Origin of the sequence: Actinomadura sp. NPDC048021, assembly GCF_040653135.1 — a bacterium.
Taxonomy (GTDB): domain Bacteria; phylum Actinomycetota; class Actinomycetes; order Streptosporangiales; family Streptosporangiaceae; genus Spirillospora; species Spirillospora verrucosospora.
Window position 1 is genome coordinate 419,572 of the sequence record NZ_JBEZJQ010000001.1, and the last position, 13,242, is coordinate 432,813.

19 protein-coding genes are annotated in these 13,242 nt (G+C 71.3%); 12 read left to right on the forward strand and 7 right to left on the reverse strand.

From position 1 onward, the window contains the following. Positions 1–20 precede the first annotated feature (20 nt). On the reverse strand, positions 21–527 hold the full coding sequence (locus tag AB0C87_RS02030; protein ID WP_345179919.1) for a VOC family protein: 507 nt from the start codon (positions 525–527) through the stop codon (positions 21–23). Between the two features lie 91 nt (positions 528–618). Here AB0C87_RS02030 and AB0C87_RS02035 point away from each other — a divergent pair, with 91 nt between their 5' ends. The 11 genes from AB0C87_RS02035 (at position 619) to AB0C87_RS02085 (ending at position 7,408) form a co-directional block, all read left to right on the forward strand. Next, positions 619–750: a hypothetical protein gene (locus AB0C87_RS02035; RefSeq protein WP_345179917.1), complete on the forward strand. Its 132-nt coding sequence runs from the start codon at positions 619–621 to the stop codon at positions 748–750. 2 nt (positions 751–752) lie between these two features. After that, complete coding sequence (locus AB0C87_RS02040) at positions 753–1,409, forward strand: GNAT family N-acetyltransferase (RefSeq protein ID WP_360576083.1); 657 nt, start codon at positions 753–755, stop codon at positions 1,407–1,409. A gap of 72 nt (positions 1,410–1,481) precedes the next feature. Then, positions 1,482–1,847: a VOC family protein gene (locus AB0C87_RS02045; protein WP_353832430.1), complete on the forward strand. Its 366-nt coding sequence runs from the start codon at positions 1,482–1,484 to the stop codon at positions 1,845–1,847. Positions 1,848–1,863: 16 nt separating this feature from the next. Next, positions 1,864–2,133, forward strand: a complete 270-nt coding sequence (locus AB0C87_RS02050; RefSeq protein WP_345179913.1) for a DUF1905 domain-containing protein — start codon at positions 1,864–1,866, stop codon at positions 2,131–2,133. A gap of 76 nt (positions 2,134–2,209) precedes the next feature. Beyond that, a complete protein-coding gene (locus AB0C87_RS02055) occupies positions 2,210–2,581 on the forward strand; it encodes a VOC family protein (RefSeq protein ID WP_345179911.1) in 372 nt (123 codons plus the stop codon). Positions 2,582–2,772: 191 nt separating this feature from the next. Then, on the forward strand, positions 2,773–3,072 hold the full coding sequence (locus AB0C87_RS02060; RefSeq protein WP_345179908.1) for a hypothetical protein: 300 nt from the start codon (positions 2,773–2,775) through the stop codon (positions 3,070–3,072). Then, the gene (locus AB0C87_RS02065) at positions 3,041–3,931 is read left to right on the forward strand and encodes a sigma-70 family RNA polymerase sigma factor (protein WP_360576086.1); all 891 of its coding nucleotides are present in this window, start codon (positions 3,041–3,043) and stop codon (positions 3,929–3,931) included. Before AB0C87_RS02060 ends, AB0C87_RS02065 begins: the two co-directional genes overlap by 32 nt. Positions 3,932–3,990: 59 nt before the next feature. After that, complete coding sequence (locus AB0C87_RS02070) at positions 3,991–4,500, forward strand: GNAT family N-acetyltransferase (protein ID WP_360576088.1); 510 nt, start codon at positions 3,991–3,993, stop codon at positions 4,498–4,500. Positions 4,501–4,546: 46 nt separating this feature from the next. After that, complete coding sequence (locus AB0C87_RS02075) at positions 4,547–5,551, forward strand: metallophosphoesterase family protein (RefSeq protein ID WP_360576090.1); 1,005 nt, start codon at positions 4,547–4,549, stop codon at positions 5,549–5,551. Between the two features lie 235 nt (positions 5,552–5,786). Further along, positions 5,787–6,875 (forward strand): ribosome small subunit-dependent GTPase A, encoded by a 1,089-nt coding sequence (gene rsgA, locus AB0C87_RS02080; protein WP_345179902.1) that lies wholly within the window; start codon positions 5,787–5,789, stop codon positions 6,873–6,875. Between the two features lie 23 nt (positions 6,876–6,898). Further along, positions 6,899–7,408 (forward strand): N-acetyltransferase, encoded by a 510-nt coding sequence (locus tag AB0C87_RS02085; protein ID WP_360576258.1) that lies wholly within the window; start codon positions 6,899–6,901, stop codon positions 7,406–7,408. Between the two features lie 70 nt (positions 7,409–7,478). Here AB0C87_RS02085 and AB0C87_RS02090 read toward each other — a convergent pair whose 3' ends face one another. After that, the gene (locus AB0C87_RS02090; RefSeq protein WP_353832438.1) at positions 7,479–8,621 is read right to left on the reverse strand and encodes an acyl-CoA dehydrogenase family protein; all 1,143 of its coding nucleotides are present in this window, start codon (positions 8,619–8,621) and stop codon (positions 7,479–7,481) included. Positions 8,622–8,715: 94 nt separating this feature from the next. Between AB0C87_RS02090 and AB0C87_RS02095 the strand changes: the two genes are divergently transcribed. Further along, positions 8,716–9,426 carry a MerR family transcriptional regulator gene (locus tag AB0C87_RS02095; protein ID WP_360576092.1) on the forward strand — a complete coding sequence of 237 codons (711 nt, stop codon included), beginning with the start codon at positions 8,716–8,718 and terminating at the stop codon, positions 9,424–9,426. Positions 9,427–9,442: 16 nt separating this feature from the next. Here AB0C87_RS02095 and AB0C87_RS02100 read toward each other — a convergent pair whose 3' ends face one another. The 5 genes from AB0C87_RS02100 to AB0C87_RS02120 form a co-directional block, all read right to left on the reverse strand. Next, complete coding sequence (locus tag AB0C87_RS02100) at positions 9,443–10,984, reverse strand: polyamine aminopropyltransferase (protein ID WP_345180037.1); 1,542 nt, start codon at positions 10,982–10,984, stop codon at positions 9,443–9,445. 86 nt (positions 10,985–11,070) lie between these two features. Next, a complete protein-coding gene (locus AB0C87_RS02105; RefSeq protein ID WP_345179896.1) occupies positions 11,071–11,511 on the reverse strand; it encodes a DUF350 domain-containing protein in 441 nt (146 codons plus the stop codon). A 27-nt stretch (positions 11,512–11,538) separates the two neighbouring features. Continuing rightward, entirely contained in the window at positions 11,539–11,973 is a 435-nt protein-coding gene (locus AB0C87_RS02110; protein ID WP_345179895.1) for a DUF4247 domain-containing protein, read from the reverse strand. Beyond that, positions 11,970–12,476, reverse strand: a complete 507-nt coding sequence (locus tag AB0C87_RS02115; RefSeq protein WP_345179892.1) for a DUF2617 family protein — start codon at positions 12,474–12,476, stop codon at positions 11,970–11,972. Before AB0C87_RS02115 ends, AB0C87_RS02110 begins: the two co-directional genes overlap by 4 nt. 2 nt (positions 12,477–12,478) lie before the next feature. Beyond that, entirely contained in the window at positions 12,479–13,096 is a 618-nt protein-coding gene (locus AB0C87_RS02120) for a DUF4178 domain-containing protein (RefSeq protein ID WP_345179891.1), read from the reverse strand. Positions 13,097–13,242: the final 146 nt, after the last annotated feature.

The following is a 13,242-nucleotide window of genomic DNA, read 5'->3' on the forward strand; positions in this document are numbered from 1 at the left end:
CGAGTCTGACATGCGAGGTCTCACTCCTGGGGAAGGGGGATTCCGACCGCTTCGAGGTCGCGCGCCTCGGGGCTGTCAGGGTCGAGGGCACGGGCCGCGGTGATGATCACACGGGCGTTCTCCGGTGTGATGACCTCCAGATCCACGGTGTTCCAGGGGGTCTTCCGCGGTCCCGCCGTGCATCCGGGCACCAGCGCGGTGCACGCCTGCGCGATCTCGTCGATCTGGCTCAGCACGCAGGAGAAGGTGACGCTCACCGCCGGAGGGGCCGGCGGGGCGCCGGTCGGGACGAGCAGGACGTCCTGGAACCTCCACCGTCGAAGGTGCGTGACCTGGCCGGGGATCGTGAACAGGTCGATGAAACCGAACCCGCGCACCCAGAAGTCCGCGGACGCGGCCAGGTCCGACGTCGGCACGTTGACGAACATCGGCATGCCGTAGATGCCCCGGTAGATCTCAGGAGGCGTCGCGTCAGGCCCGGGCGGAGGAACCGGGCTGACCTCGAACGCTTCGAAGTAGTCGCTCATGCGTTCAGCGTGGAGCCTGACGCAACGTCAGGGTCAAGCCCGGACAGGACGCCTCGGAATGGGGCATCGCGCTGGGAGCGTTGTAAAGGAGATGACTACGGTGGAGGAGCGGTCGACCGCGGACCGCGTCGGCACGCTGGAGCCCATGGCGTCGCCGACCGGCGTCCGGGCGGGCCTGGCCGAGCCGCCCGCCACCCGCACCCGCGCCGCCTGTGCGGGCTGATCATGATCAAGGTGCGCTCCTTCAGGGAGACCGACCGCGCGGAGCTCCGCAGGCTGTTCCGGCGCGCGGGTGAAGCGTCCCCGAGCGCCGGCCGGTGGGGCCACGAGGATTCCGAAGCGGCCATCTACCTGGACCCGTACATGGACCTGGCACCGGACTCGCTCTTCGTCGCCGTGCTCGACGGAGCCCTCGTCGGTTACCTGGCGGGGTGCCTCGACAGCGTGAGGTTCCCCAGTGAGAGCGAGCGCGTCGGTCGGGCCATCCGGAAGTATCGACTGGTCTTCCGTCCCAGGACCGCCCCCTTCTTCGCGCGCGCGGCCTTCGACGCGGCGTCCGTCGCGCTGCGGCGGGAGCCCACCGCGTGGGGGTACCGCGACCCCCGCAGGCCCGCGCACCTGCACATCAACCTCGCACCGGAGGCACGGGGCACCGGTGCCGCCGACGCGCTGCTGAACCGCTGGTTCGACCGGCTCCGGGAGACCGGCTCGCCCGGCTGCCACTTGCAGACCCTGGTCGAGAACACCCGCGCCGTCCGGTTCTTCCGGCGCATGGGCTTCGTCGAACACGGCCCGACCCCGCTCGTCCCCGGCTTCCGGTACGACGGCAGGCGGATGCACCAGCAGACGATGATCTGGCCCCCTCAGCCAGACGGGCCCTGAGGCGATCGCCGCGATGAGTTTTCCGTTCGGCCCTGGTCGTACTTGGTGACCCCAAGAGAGCGGAGGCATGGGATGAGCGAGACCACCCGGATCACCCAGCTCGCCACGGTCGGGATCCGCGTCACCGACCAGCAGAAGGCGACCGAGTTCTACGTCGATGAGCTCGGTTTCGAAGTACGGCGGGACGTGCCCTTCGGGCCCGGTCGCTGGATCGAGGTGGCACCACCGGGGGCGACGACGACCATCGCGCTCGTTCCAGGAGAGATCCCGGCCGGTATCCGCCTGACGACCACGGACGCCGACGCCGACCACACGGCCCTGCGCGCACGAGGCGCCGACGTGGATGCGGAGGTCATGCGGATGGGACCGGGAGTGCCGCCGATGTTCTCCGTCCGCGACCCGGACGGCAACAGCCTCATTCTCATCCAGGACTCCTGAACGGACGGTGACGGCGATGGACAAGCAGTTCACTGCGCATATGCAGAAGAGCCCGAGCAAAGGCGGCTGGACCTATGTCGTATGGCCCGAGTCGGCCGAGTTCTTCGGCACCCGTGGACGGGTGAGCGTACGGGGCACGATCGATGGCCATCCGTTCCAGAGTTCGTTCATGGCCCTGGGGGACGGCACCCACAAACTGCCGGTGAAGGCGGACGTGCGCAAGGCGATCGGCAAGCAGGAAGGAGACACCGTGACCGTCCGTCTCCAGGAGTGGTCGAAACCCTAGGCGGTACTGCCGGCGGCCGGTACGCGGCCCCGCCCCCTCCGCCACCGCGCCGGAGGGGGCGGGATATAACGACAGCATGGACTTCAAGTTGGAGCTGGTCGCGGTGCCCGTTTCGGACGTGGACCGCGCGCTGGCCTTCTATACCGACAAGGCCGGGTTCGTCCTGGACCATGACCACCGGGTGAGCGACGAGATCCGGTTCGTTCAGCTGACGCCGCCGGGGTCGGCGTGCTCGATCGCCTTCGGCGAGGGGGTCGTCGAGACGGCACCCGGCTCCCTCCAGGGCCTGCAACTGGTGGTCTCGGACGCCGACGCCGCCCGAGCGGAGCTTGCCGGACGGGGTGTCGAGGTCAGCGAGGTGCAGGAGTTCCCCTGGGGCCGTTTCGTCTTCTTCAAGGACCCGGACGGCAACGGCTGGAGCGTCCAGCAACTCGTGCCACGAAGCTAGAGCCGCCGAGCCCCGGCTCGCGCCGGCGAATGCCGACCGCGGCCGACCCGGCCGCCCCGACGGCTCAGCCACCCCGCGCCCGAACGGCGGTGTGGCGCACGTCACAGTTGGTCGCGTCATGTTCGCGAATCCCTTCCCGTCTGGTGTCCCGACCGGGCCTTACGGGCCACGTCAGCGGGAAGGGAGGCGCGGTGGCGGAACGATGCCGCTGGACGATCGCGGTGGGGTTCGGAAGTTCCCTGATGACAGGGCAGTGGACGGCCGCGATCGGGCTCATCATGCTGGGTGGAGGACTCCTCGCGATGCTCGCGCTGCTGGTCGGCGTGGCCGTCCTGGGACGTCCGGCCCACAGCGGGCGGGCTCTGCACCTCATCGACCGGTTCGCCGCCGCCGCGTCCGGCCGGGAGGACGTGCCGGCATGCTGCGGTCCTCACTCGCCGCGGGAGGAGGGAGACCGCCTTGAGCCGGGAGAGGACGCCGGATCTTCCTGACGACGCGGCGCTGATCTCCCGGGCCCGCACCGGTGACGTGTCCGCCTACGCGACGCTCTACGAGTGCCACGTGGACGCGGCGCGCCGTCTGGCCCGAACCCTGGTCGAGGGGGACGCGGCCGAGGACGCCGTCCAGGAGACCTTCACCAAGGTCCTCGACCTGTTGCGCCGAGGCGACGGGCCGCGGGAGGGGTTCCGGCCGTACCTGCTCACCGCGCTCCGGCACACCGTCTACGACCGCTTCCGGGCCGAGAAGCGACTCCGGCCGACCGGCGAGATCGAGAAGTACGACCCCGGCGTCCCGTTCGCCGATCCGCTGCCGGAAGGGTCGACCGCCGTCCGGGCCTTCCGGTCGCTGCCCGAGCGCCGGCGGGTCGTGCTGTGGCATACCGAGATCGAGCGCGCCAGGCCCGCCGAGGTGGCGTCAGTGCTCGGACTCACCCCCAACGGCGCCGCCGCACTGGCCTACCGCGCCCGTGAGGGGCTCCGCCGGGCATACCTGCAAGCGCATCTCGACGAGATGCAGCCGACGGGGCGTGAGGAGTGCCGCGAGGCGTTGCGGAGTATGGGCGCGTACGTGCGCGGCGGGCTGTCCAGGCGAGAGTCGCTCGCACTCGACCGGCACCTCAGGGGATGCCCGGACTGCCGGACGATCCTCGGCGAGGCGCGCGACGTCAACGCCACGTTGCGGAACGTCCTGGGCCCGCTGGCGTTCGGGGCCGTGACGGCCACGGGGGGCCTCGGCGCCGGCGGGACGCTCACCTGGCTCGGTCACAGGGCCAGAAGGCTGCTCTGGGTCGCGGCACCGTTGGGGGTCCTCGCGTCCGTCGCGGGTGCCGTCCTCGCCTGGGTGGGGTGACCGGTCGTCGGAACCGTCGGGCGGGTGCGGACGCCTGGCGTCCGGCGGATACTTCGATCATGGTTGTGCTGGAGACGGAGCGGCTCGTCATGCGGCCGCTGACGGGTGACGACTTCGCCGATTACGCCGCGATGCTCGCAGATCCGCAGGTCGCGGGAAGGCTGGCGGAGGGCGTCAGCACCTCGCCTGCGGATGCATGGCGGAGTCTCGCCTTGTTCATCGGGCACCGGGAGATGCGCGGTTACTCGCACTGGGCGCTGGTGGAGAAGGCCACGGGCCGGTTCGTCGGCCGTGCCGGGCCCTGGCAGCCGCACGGGTTCCCGGGGCTGGGCGTCGGCTGGTGCCTGGCGCGAGAGCACTGGGGGAAGGGGTACGCCACGGAGGCGGCCCGCGCTTCTGTGGATTACTGCTTCAGGGAACTGGACGCAGAGGAAGTGGTCTCCGTCATTCTGCCGGGCAACTCCCCTTCGATCGCCGTCGCGGAGCGAATCGGTCACCGCTACCTGCGCGATATCCAGTACCGCGGCCAGACCGTCCACGTCTACGGCCAGCGCCTGAGTTCGACCTGAGATATTGCTTTGCGGGTGAGAGGGGCGCCTGCCTAGGCTCCGGCGGGTGGGACGCACCGTCATCGTGGGCGACGTTCACGGCTGCTTCGACGAGCTGATCGATCTGCTGGAGAAGGTGGAACTTCAGCCGGACGACCTCCTCGTCAGCGTGGGCGATCTGGTCGACCGGGGTCCGGCGCCCGGGAAGGTCGTCGGGTTCTTCCGCGATCGTCCGAACTCGGTCGTGGTCATGGGCAACCACGAGCGCAAGCACGTGCGCGGGATCTTCTCCTACGCGCAGGAGATCACGCGCCTGCAACTGGGCGACGAGTACGCCGAGACGGTGGAGTGGATGCGGACGCTCCCGTACTTCTTCGAGAGCGAGGACGTCCGGGTCGTGCATGCGGCGCTGGTCCCCGGTGCGCCTCTCGCCGTCCAGCGGGAGGAGATCCTCTGCGGTTCGACCAGCGGCGAACGGGGACTCGCCGCGCTGTTCCCGGACGGCCACTGGCACGACCGCTACACCGACGACAAGCCGGTCGTGTTCGGTCACCACGTCACAGGCCGGGAGCCGTTGGTCCGCGACGGGAGGGTCTTCGGGCTCGACACCGGCGCCTGCCACGGCTGGAACCTCACCGCGTTGTGCGTTCCGGGGTTCACGGTCCACTCGGTGGCGGCACGCGCCGATCACTGGTCGGCCGTCAAGCGGGAGTGGCAGTTGCCGGTCCTGAAGGCCAAGCCGTGGCGTGACTTCGCCTGGTCGGAGCTGAGCGAGAAGGCGGCCCGGTTCTCCGGCACGTCCGATGCGGCGTCGCAGGAATGGCTCCGGGCGGTCGAGGAGTGGGCCGCTCGGCTGCGCGCCCTGGCTCCCGTTCTGGTCGATGCGGCGCATCGCGTCTCCATGGAGCTCACCCCGGACGAGATGCGGCGGCATCCGGTTGCGCCGGTGCTGTTCCAGGCCCGCGGCGGGCGACTCGACCAGACCGCGTTGGCCAGGCGGTGCGCGACGCCGCGCAGGGCGCTGGAGGTGGCGGCCGCCCTGGGAGTCGTCGCTCCCGACCCGCCCGGCTGAAGCGTCGCTGCGTGGTAGCGTTGCGATCGCATGGACGACGTGTCGGCTACGGGACGAGAAATGGGAGGTGAGGTTGATGAGCGCCGCGAAGGCCGCTGCCCTGTGCAGCGCCCGCCGGACCATCCTCACGTCCCGGGCCCTGGTCTGACCTGACGTCCACGACCCTCGAAGCCCTAGCGGCTTTCGGGCGGTCGCGCTCTGTGCCGATCGGGGCCCTCGTTTAAGGGTCTTCACGTTGTCTCATTCTTTCTCCACCCAGCCGCGCCCTCTGGCGCGCTACGGCTGGGACGATGCCTACGAGCACGCCTTCACGCCTCATCACGCCGCCGGGCTGGTCCCGGCCCGGATCGTGCGGGCCGAACGCGGCCTGTGCGAGGCGGTCACCGATGCGGGGATCGTCCGTGCGGAGATCCCCGCCGCCCGGCAGGGTGATCCGCTCACGGCGCCGTGCACCGGCGACTGGGCGGCGCTCCGTCCCGCGACCGCCGACCATGCCGCGATGCTGCACGAAGTTCTGGAGCGGCGCACCGCCCTGGTGCGTTCCAGCGCGTCGCGCACCTCGCACGGGCAGGTCCTCGCCGCCAATGTCGACACGGTCGTGGTGACCGTGTCTTTGGCCGCCCCGCTCAAACACGACCGCACCGAGCGGATGCTCGCCCTGGCCTGGGAGAGCGGCGCGCAGCCGGTCGTGGTGCTCACCAAGGCCGACGCGGGCGCCGACGCGGTCTCGGCCCAGGCCGAGGTGTCAGCGGTGGCGCCCGGCGTGGACGTGCTGGTCACCAGCGCCGCGACCGGGGAGGGCGTGGACGTCCTGACCGCCGTCCTGACCGGCACGGTCGTGCTGCTCGGCCCCTCGGGGGCGGGCAAGTCCACTCTGGGCAACGCCCTGCTGGGCGAGCCCCTTCTGGCCACCGGCGCCGTACGCGCCACGGACGGCAAGGGCCGGCACACCACCGCGTGGAGGGAACTGCTGCCGCTGCCCGGCGGCGGCGTCCTGCTGGACACCCCGGGCCTGCGCTCGATCGGCCTGCACGATGCCCAGGACGGGCTGGAGCAGACCTTCGCCGATATCCAGCGGCTCGCTGAGGACTGCCGGTTCACCGACTGCGCGCACATGAGCGAGCCGGGCTGCGCGGTCCTGGCGGCCGTGGAGGCCGGGACGGTGCCGGAGCGGCGGCTGGAGAGCTATCACCGGCTCCTGCGGGAGAACGCCTACGCCGCCTCGCGCACCGACGCGCGGCTGCGGGCCGACCGCGAGGCCGCCAGGAAGAACATCACGCAGCACCTGCGCGCCACCTACCGCTTCAGGGAGCGCCAGCAGTGACCTTCATCGAGAACAGGACCGCCATGCCCGCCTGGATCACCCGCTCCGAGACCGCCGAAGACGTGCCCGCCATCCGCGAGATCGTCCTGGCCGCCTTCCCCACCGCCGAGGAGGCCCGCATCGTCGACGCCCTGCGCGCCGACCCCGAGGCGTGGATCGACGGCCTGTCCATGATCAGCACGACCCCCGACGGCACCCCAGCGGGGTACGCGCTGCTGACCCGCTGCCACGTCGACGGCGAGGCCGCGCTCGCCCTGGCTCCGTGCGCCGTACTGCCGTCGTTCCAGCGGACCGGCGCCGGCTCGGCCGCCATCCGCGCCGGTCTGGACGCCGCGCGGGCCATGGGAGAGAACCTCGTCCTGGTCCTCGGCCACGCCGGCTACTACCCGCGGTTCGGCTTCGTCCCGGCCTCCCGCTTCGGCGTCCGCGCGCCCTTCGAGGTCCCGGACGAGGCCATGATGGCCCTGCCCCTGGACGACGCCCGCCCGGTCCCGACCGGCACCATCCACTACCCCGCCGCATTCGGAGTCTGACCCCACCCGGTGGTGCCCCGCCCCCTCGGGGCACCACCGCCCCGGGCGGGGCGTTCCGGGGGTGGTGGGGTCAGATTCCGAGGCCGCGGCCGATGATCTCTTTCATGATCTCGGTGGTGCCGCCGAAGATGGTCTGGATGCGGACGTCCTGGTAGGCCTTGGCGATCGGGTACTCGGTCATGTAGCCGTAGCCGCCGTGCAGCTGGACGCAGCGGTCCACGACCCGCTTGAGGAGCTCGGTGTTCCACCACTTGAGCATCGCGGCCTCGTCGGGGGTCAGCTCGCCCCGGCCCTCCTTGACGATGCACTCGTCGGTGAAGGACCGCGAGACGGTCAGTTCTGTCTTCATCTCGGCGAGCGTGAACCGGTTGTGCTGGAACTTGCCGATGGGACGGCCGAACGCCTCGCGGGTCTTGCAGTACTCCAGGGTCTGCTCGAAGGCGGTCTCGGCGGCGGCCTGCGCGGTGGCGCCGATGGACAGCCGCTCGCGGGCGAGGTTCTGCATGAGGTAGATGAAGCCCATGCCCTCCTCGCCGAGGAGGTTCTCCTTCGGGACGCGGACGTTGTCGAAGAACAGCTCGGCGGTGTCCTGGGCGTGCATGCCGACCTTGTCGAGGTTGCGTCCGCGCTCGAAGCCCTCCATGCCGCGCTCGACGGCGAGGAGGCTGACGCCCTTGGCGCCGGCGGACGGGTCGGTCTTGGCGACGACGATGACGAGGTCGGCGAGGATCCCGTTGGAGATGAACGTCTTCGAGCCGTTGAGGACGTAGTGGTCGCCGTCCTTCAGCGCCGTGGTCCTGATGCCCTGGAGGTCGGACCCGGCGGCGGGCTCGGTCATCGCGATCGCGGTGATGATCTCTCCGGAGCAGTAGCCGGGGAACCAGCGCCTCTGCTGCTCGGGGCTGCACAGCTGCCGCAGGTAGCCGCCGTTGATGTCGTTGTGGACGGCGAAGCCGGGCCCGTGCACGCCGGCCTTCGCCAGCTCCTCGTTGAAGATCACGTAGTAGCGGTAGTCGGGGTCGCCGCCGCCGCCGAACTCCTCCGGCATGTCGATGCCGAGCAGGCCCGCGCGCCCGGCCGCCAGCCAGACCTCGCGCGAGACGATCCCGTCCTTCTCCCACTGCTCGTGGTGGGGCGCGATCTCCTTGGCGATGAAGGAGCGCACCATGTCGCGGAAGGCCTCGTGCTCCTCGGTGTAGATGTCGCGTCCCATCCGCCGGTCTCCCTACTGAGTGCGTGCCGACAAGTAAGTGCGTGCTGATACACGATTAATGTAACACTGGTGCTGTCACATACAGGGAGGCGGCATGGAGCTGACCGTCGACGAGCTGGCCTCGCGCGCCGGGGTCACCGTCCGGACCGTGCGGTTCTACGCCGGGCGCGGCCTGCTGCCCCCGCCGAGGCTGCGCGGCAGGACGGGCCTCTACGGCGCCGACCACCTCGCGCGGCTCGAACTCGTCCGGGAGCTCCAGTCGCTCGGGCTCACGCTCGCCTCGATCGAGAAGCACCTCCAGCGGATCCCGCTGGACGCGCCGGCCGAGGACCTCGCCCTCCAGCGCGCCCTGCTGTCCCCCTGGGCGCCCGAGCGCCCGGAGGACCTCGACCGGCACGAGCTGGACCGCCGCGCCGGACGCCACCTCGACGACGAGACGATCGCACGCCTGGAGGCCCTCGGCGTCGTCGAGCGGATCTCCGACGGCCCGGCGGGCGAGGTGCGGATCGTCAGCCCCGCGCTGCTCGGCGTCAGCGCCGAACTGGCCGCGCTCCCGCTGCCGCTGGACACGCTGGTCGCCTCGTACGAGGCCGTGGACCGGCACACGACCGCGCTGGCCGACGAGCTCCAGCAGGTCTTCCGGGACACCGTCGTCCGCCCCTACCGGGCGGGCGGCCGGGAACCGCGGGAGCGCGAGCGGCTCATGGAGATGGCCGGGAAGCTCAAGCCGCTGATGATCCAGTCGCTGGTCACGTCGTTCCAGCGGGCGGTCGACCGGGCGCTCCGCCGGTCGGTGCCCGACTAGGCCGGGCGGTCGGCGGCTAGGAGTTCTTCCATTCCTGGCCCTCGTACTCGACCAGGCGCGGGTGGACGAGGGTGTTGACGTCCACGTCGCGGGTCCGGCGGTCCTTGGGGAACACCGCCGCCGCCTGGAGCACCGGCCCGTCGAGGAAGCGCAGGTCGGGGACGTCCCGCGGCAGCTCCAGCGCGGGGGGACGCTTCCCGGGGGACGCCAGGACGAACCCCCAGTCGCCGAAGCTCGGCACGTCCACGTGGTAGGGGGTGGTCGCGAGGCCGGCGGCGGCGACGGACTTCTGGATGCTCCAGAACGACTTGGGCGCGAAGTAGGGCGACCCTGACTGCACGACGATCCGCCCGCCCGGCGCCAAGGCCCGCTTCACCATTCCGTAGAACTCGACCGAGTACAGCTTGGCGGTGGACACGTCGTCGGGGTCGGGCATGTCCACGATGACCGCGTCGAACTGCCGGTCCAGGCCGCGCAGCCAGGAGAACGCGTCCGCGTTGACGGTCTGGGCGCGCGGGTCCTCGAAGGAGCGGCGGTTGAGGGACTCCAGCGGTCCGTACGTCCGGGCCAGGTGGATCATCTCGGGGTCCAGCTCGACCAGCGTCGCGCTCTGGACGTCCCGGTAGCGCAGCACCTCGCGCAGCGCGAGGCCGTCCCCGCCGCCGAGGATCAGCACCCGCCCGTGCGGGCCCGACATCAGCGGATGGACGAGCGACTCGTGGTAGCGGTACTCGTCCAGCGAGGAGAACTGGAGGTCGCCGTTCAGGAAGAGCCGCAGGTCCGAGGGGCCGACCCCGGCCCGCCGGGTGATGACGATCTCCTGGTACGGGGTGCGCTTCGCCACCGCGATCGGGGCGTCGTACAGCGCCTGCCGCGCCGACACCTCGAACCCGTCCGCGAGCGTGTACGTCACTCCGAGGGCGGCGAGGACGGCCACCATGCCGGCGGCGAGCGCGATCCGGGCGGCGCGTCCGACCTCGCGGCGGAACAGCCACATCACCACGGCCATCCCGGCGACGGCGTTCACCACGCCGACGAGCAGCGCGCCCTTGATGTGCCCGAACGTGGGCAGCAGCAGGAACGGGAACGCCAGGCCGCCGATCAGCGCGCCGACGTAGTCGGCCGCGAACAGGTCGGCCACCGCCGACCCGGCGTCCTGCCTGCGGATCCGCTGGAGCAGCGTCATCAGCAGCGGGATCTCCGCGCCGATCAGCGCCCCGACCGCGAACGCCACCACCACCAGCGCCGGGACGTACAGGTCGAGCCAGGCGAACGCCGCGTACAGCACGAGGACCGACACGCCGCCGATCAGCGCGAGCACGCCCTCCACGACCGCGAACGCCACCACGGCGCGGCCCTGCAGCGGCTTGGCGGCCAGCGAGCCGACGCCCATCGCGAACACCATCACCGACAGGACGATCGACGCCTGCGTGACGGAGTTCCCGACGAGGTAGCTGCCGAGCGCGACCAGGGCCAGCTCGTACACCAGGCCGCAGGCCGCGCACGCGAACACGGCCGCCAGGACCAGCGCGCGCGCCGCCCGCGCCGGGACGCGCAGTCTCCCCGGGCCGTCCCCCTCGGGACGGGACGGCTCCGGGGAGGGGTCGCCGGACGGCCGGACGGCCTGGTCCAGATCGCGGGACGTCAGGAGACCGCCCCGGCCACGATCGCCGCGACCCCGAGGTCGGCGGCGGCGACGACCCAGCCCGCCGGGTGGATCGCGCCGGCCGTCCCGCCCCCGTCCACGAGCGTCGCGCCGAGCTTGCCGGGGGTGAGCACGTCCAGCAGGAAGAACGCGACGATCATCAGCACGATGCCGATCCCGCCGAACACGGCGGTGTCCACCAGCCCCTCGGAAAGGTCGCTGTCGCTGGTGACGATCGCGGTGGTGACGATCAAGGAGACGCCGAGGAGCTTGGCGGCCAGCAGGAGCGCGGCGCCGCGGTTGCCCTCGGTCCAGATCTGCTTGCCGAGCTTGCCGGGCGTCGTCACCTCCACGACCAGGTAGCCGAGCGCCATCAGGGCGATGCCGACCGCGCCGTAGGCGAAGGTCGCGCCGATCTCGTGAAGGATGTCGTCGTTCATGTGTCGCTCCTCATCTGCCCGACCGCGTCATTTGCCCGACCCGGGTCCGCCACCGCGGAAGGACGCGGCGCCCCTGCTCGTCCATCCGTTGCTGCCCGGACTGCTCCAGCGCCCGCTCACGTGCGAGTAGTGGCGGCTGTAGCCGCCGCGCGGGTTGTCGACCGTGATCCGGCTGCCCGTCCCGTTCGGCAGGACGCCGACGACGAGCTTCGGGTAGCGCATGAAGATGCCGCCGTTGGCGCCCATGGTGGCCAGGTCGTCCACCCGGTCGATCGGCTTGAACTTGCGGCCGATCTCCGAGGCGACCGTCTGGGGGGCCTTCGGCGACCGGTAGGTGTCGTATCCGACCTTGGTGTACTTGTCGGCGATCCAGGACGACTGCGACTTCCCGCAGCCGCCGAGCGCCGTGGCGGTCAGGGCGGCGGCGGCCACCGCGCCCGCCACCCGGTATCTGCTGTTCATGAGGGTCTCACCAGCCGGCTCCGCGTCATCACGATCTCCCGGGTCTGCGGGTAGGCGTGCCAGGTGCGCCATCCGAGCGCTGCCTCCTGCCCCGCCGTGTCCTCCAAGGCAAGGACGGTGACGGCGTGCGGGGATCCGGGGAAGGCCCCGGTCAGCGCGTCACCGCGGTCCGCGAGCCGGGCGCACACGGCCTCGACGGCGCGGGCGAACGCCGTCCCGTCGCTGTGCGCCGCGGTCGTCGCGGCGAAGTCGTACGCCCAGCCGGGCACGCTCGCCGCCGCATGGCCGGGCAGCGGGTCGGCGCGTCCGGGCAGGCACGCCACCGTCTCGCTCAGCGGCCCGGCGATGACCTGGTGGGACGCGCCGAGCAGGCGCAGCTCCACGGTCAGGCCCGCGCGCTCCACCGGCAGGACGGCGAGCGCGTCCATCGGCGGCAGTCCGAGCGCGAACGAGAGCCCGTCGGCGCGGGCGTCCGCGTAGGGGGTGTCGAGGGTGGCCTGCAAGGTCAGCTACCGCCCGGGTAGATCGTCATCGATCCTGCCGGGACGCGCTCGCCGAGGCCCGCCTCCCACTGGCCGCCCCCGTACTGCTCGAACGACAGGTACCTGCCGCGCGGGCCCTCGTAGTCGACGTACTCGACGCGGCCCTGCACGCCGACGCCCGTCGTGCCCTCGCTGGTGTAGTCGGCGGTGCCGTGCTCGTCGCGCCGGTACTCGACGCCGTCGACGACGATGGTCTTCTCCCCCGGCCGCAGGTCGCCGATCTCGTACTCGTTCCACCAGACGACTTCGAGGTCGGGGTCCTCCTCGACGGAGATCCACACCTTGGCGCCCTCGGTCGTGTCGGCGTCCAGGAGGTGCTCGCTCCAGGTGAAGCCGCCCTCCTTCAGCCGCAGCGAGCCGCGGACGAAGTAGCGGGTGCCGAGGTACTCCACCATGTCGCCGGCCTTGAGCGTGCGCGGGTCGCCGGCCACCTGGTCCTCGGCGGCGAACGGGTCGCGCGGGACGGCCGGGGCGGGCGCCGGCGCCGGAGCGCCCGAGCGGCGCCGCAGCAGGACGACGATGAGCACGACCAAGGCGATCAAGATCAGTGCCAGCAGGACCACTATCGCCGCTTTGCCCACGGCACCTCCATCGTTTCGTCCGTTCAAGGGGGACAGACCTGCGGATCCTACCGACTGTGGCCTGTCCAGCCCATACCGCGATCAGACGTATCAAAAGGAGATGCGGTTTCGCCCGGCAACTCCCGAATCACCGCGTGGACGCCCGG

Coding starts and splice junctions, on each gene's coding strand:
- AB0C87_RS02105 (WP_345179896.1), bottom strand. CDS start 11,511: ATGAACGACGACATCCTTCACGAGATCGGCGCGACCTTCGCCTACGGC.
- AB0C87_RS02110 (WP_345179895.1), bottom strand. CDS start 11,973: ATGAACAGCAGATACCGGGTGGCGGGCGCGGTGGCCGCCGCCGCCCTG.
- AB0C87_RS02095 (WP_360576092.1), top strand. CDS start 8,716: ATGGAGCTGACCGTCGACGAGCTGGCCTCGCGCGCCGGGGTCACCGTC.
- AB0C87_RS02070 (WP_360576088.1), top strand. CDS start 3,991: ATGGTTGTGCTGGAGACGGAGCGGCTCGTCATGCGGCCGCTGACGGGT.
- AB0C87_RS02055 (WP_345179911.1), top strand. CDS start 2,210: ATGGACTTCAAGTTGGAGCTGGTCGCGGTGCCCGTTTCGGACGTGGAC.
- AB0C87_RS02090 (WP_353832438.1), bottom strand. CDS start 8,621: ATGGGACGCGACATCTACACCGAGGAGCACGAGGCCTTCCGCGACATG.
- AB0C87_RS02050 (WP_345179913.1), top strand. CDS start 1,864: ATGGACAAGCAGTTCACTGCGCATATGCAGAAGAGCCCGAGCAAAGGC.
- AB0C87_RS02030 (WP_345179919.1), bottom strand. CDS start 527: ATGAGCGACTACTTCGAAGCGTTCGAGGTCAGCCCGGTTCCTCCGCCC.
- AB0C87_RS02085 (WP_360576258.1), top strand. CDS start 6,899: ATGCCCGCCTGGATCACCCGCTCCGAGACCGCCGAAGACGTGCCCGCC.
- AB0C87_RS02035 (WP_345179917.1), top strand. CDS start 619: ATGACTACGGTGGAGGAGCGGTCGACCGCGGACCGCGTCGGCACGCTG.
- AB0C87_RS02045 (WP_353832430.1), top strand. CDS start 1,482: ATGAGCGAGACCACCCGGATCACCCAGCTCGCCACGGTCGGGATCCGC.
- AB0C87_RS02040 (WP_360576083.1), top strand. CDS start 753: ATGATCAAGGTGCGCTCCTTCAGGGAGACCGACCGCGCGGAGCTCCGC.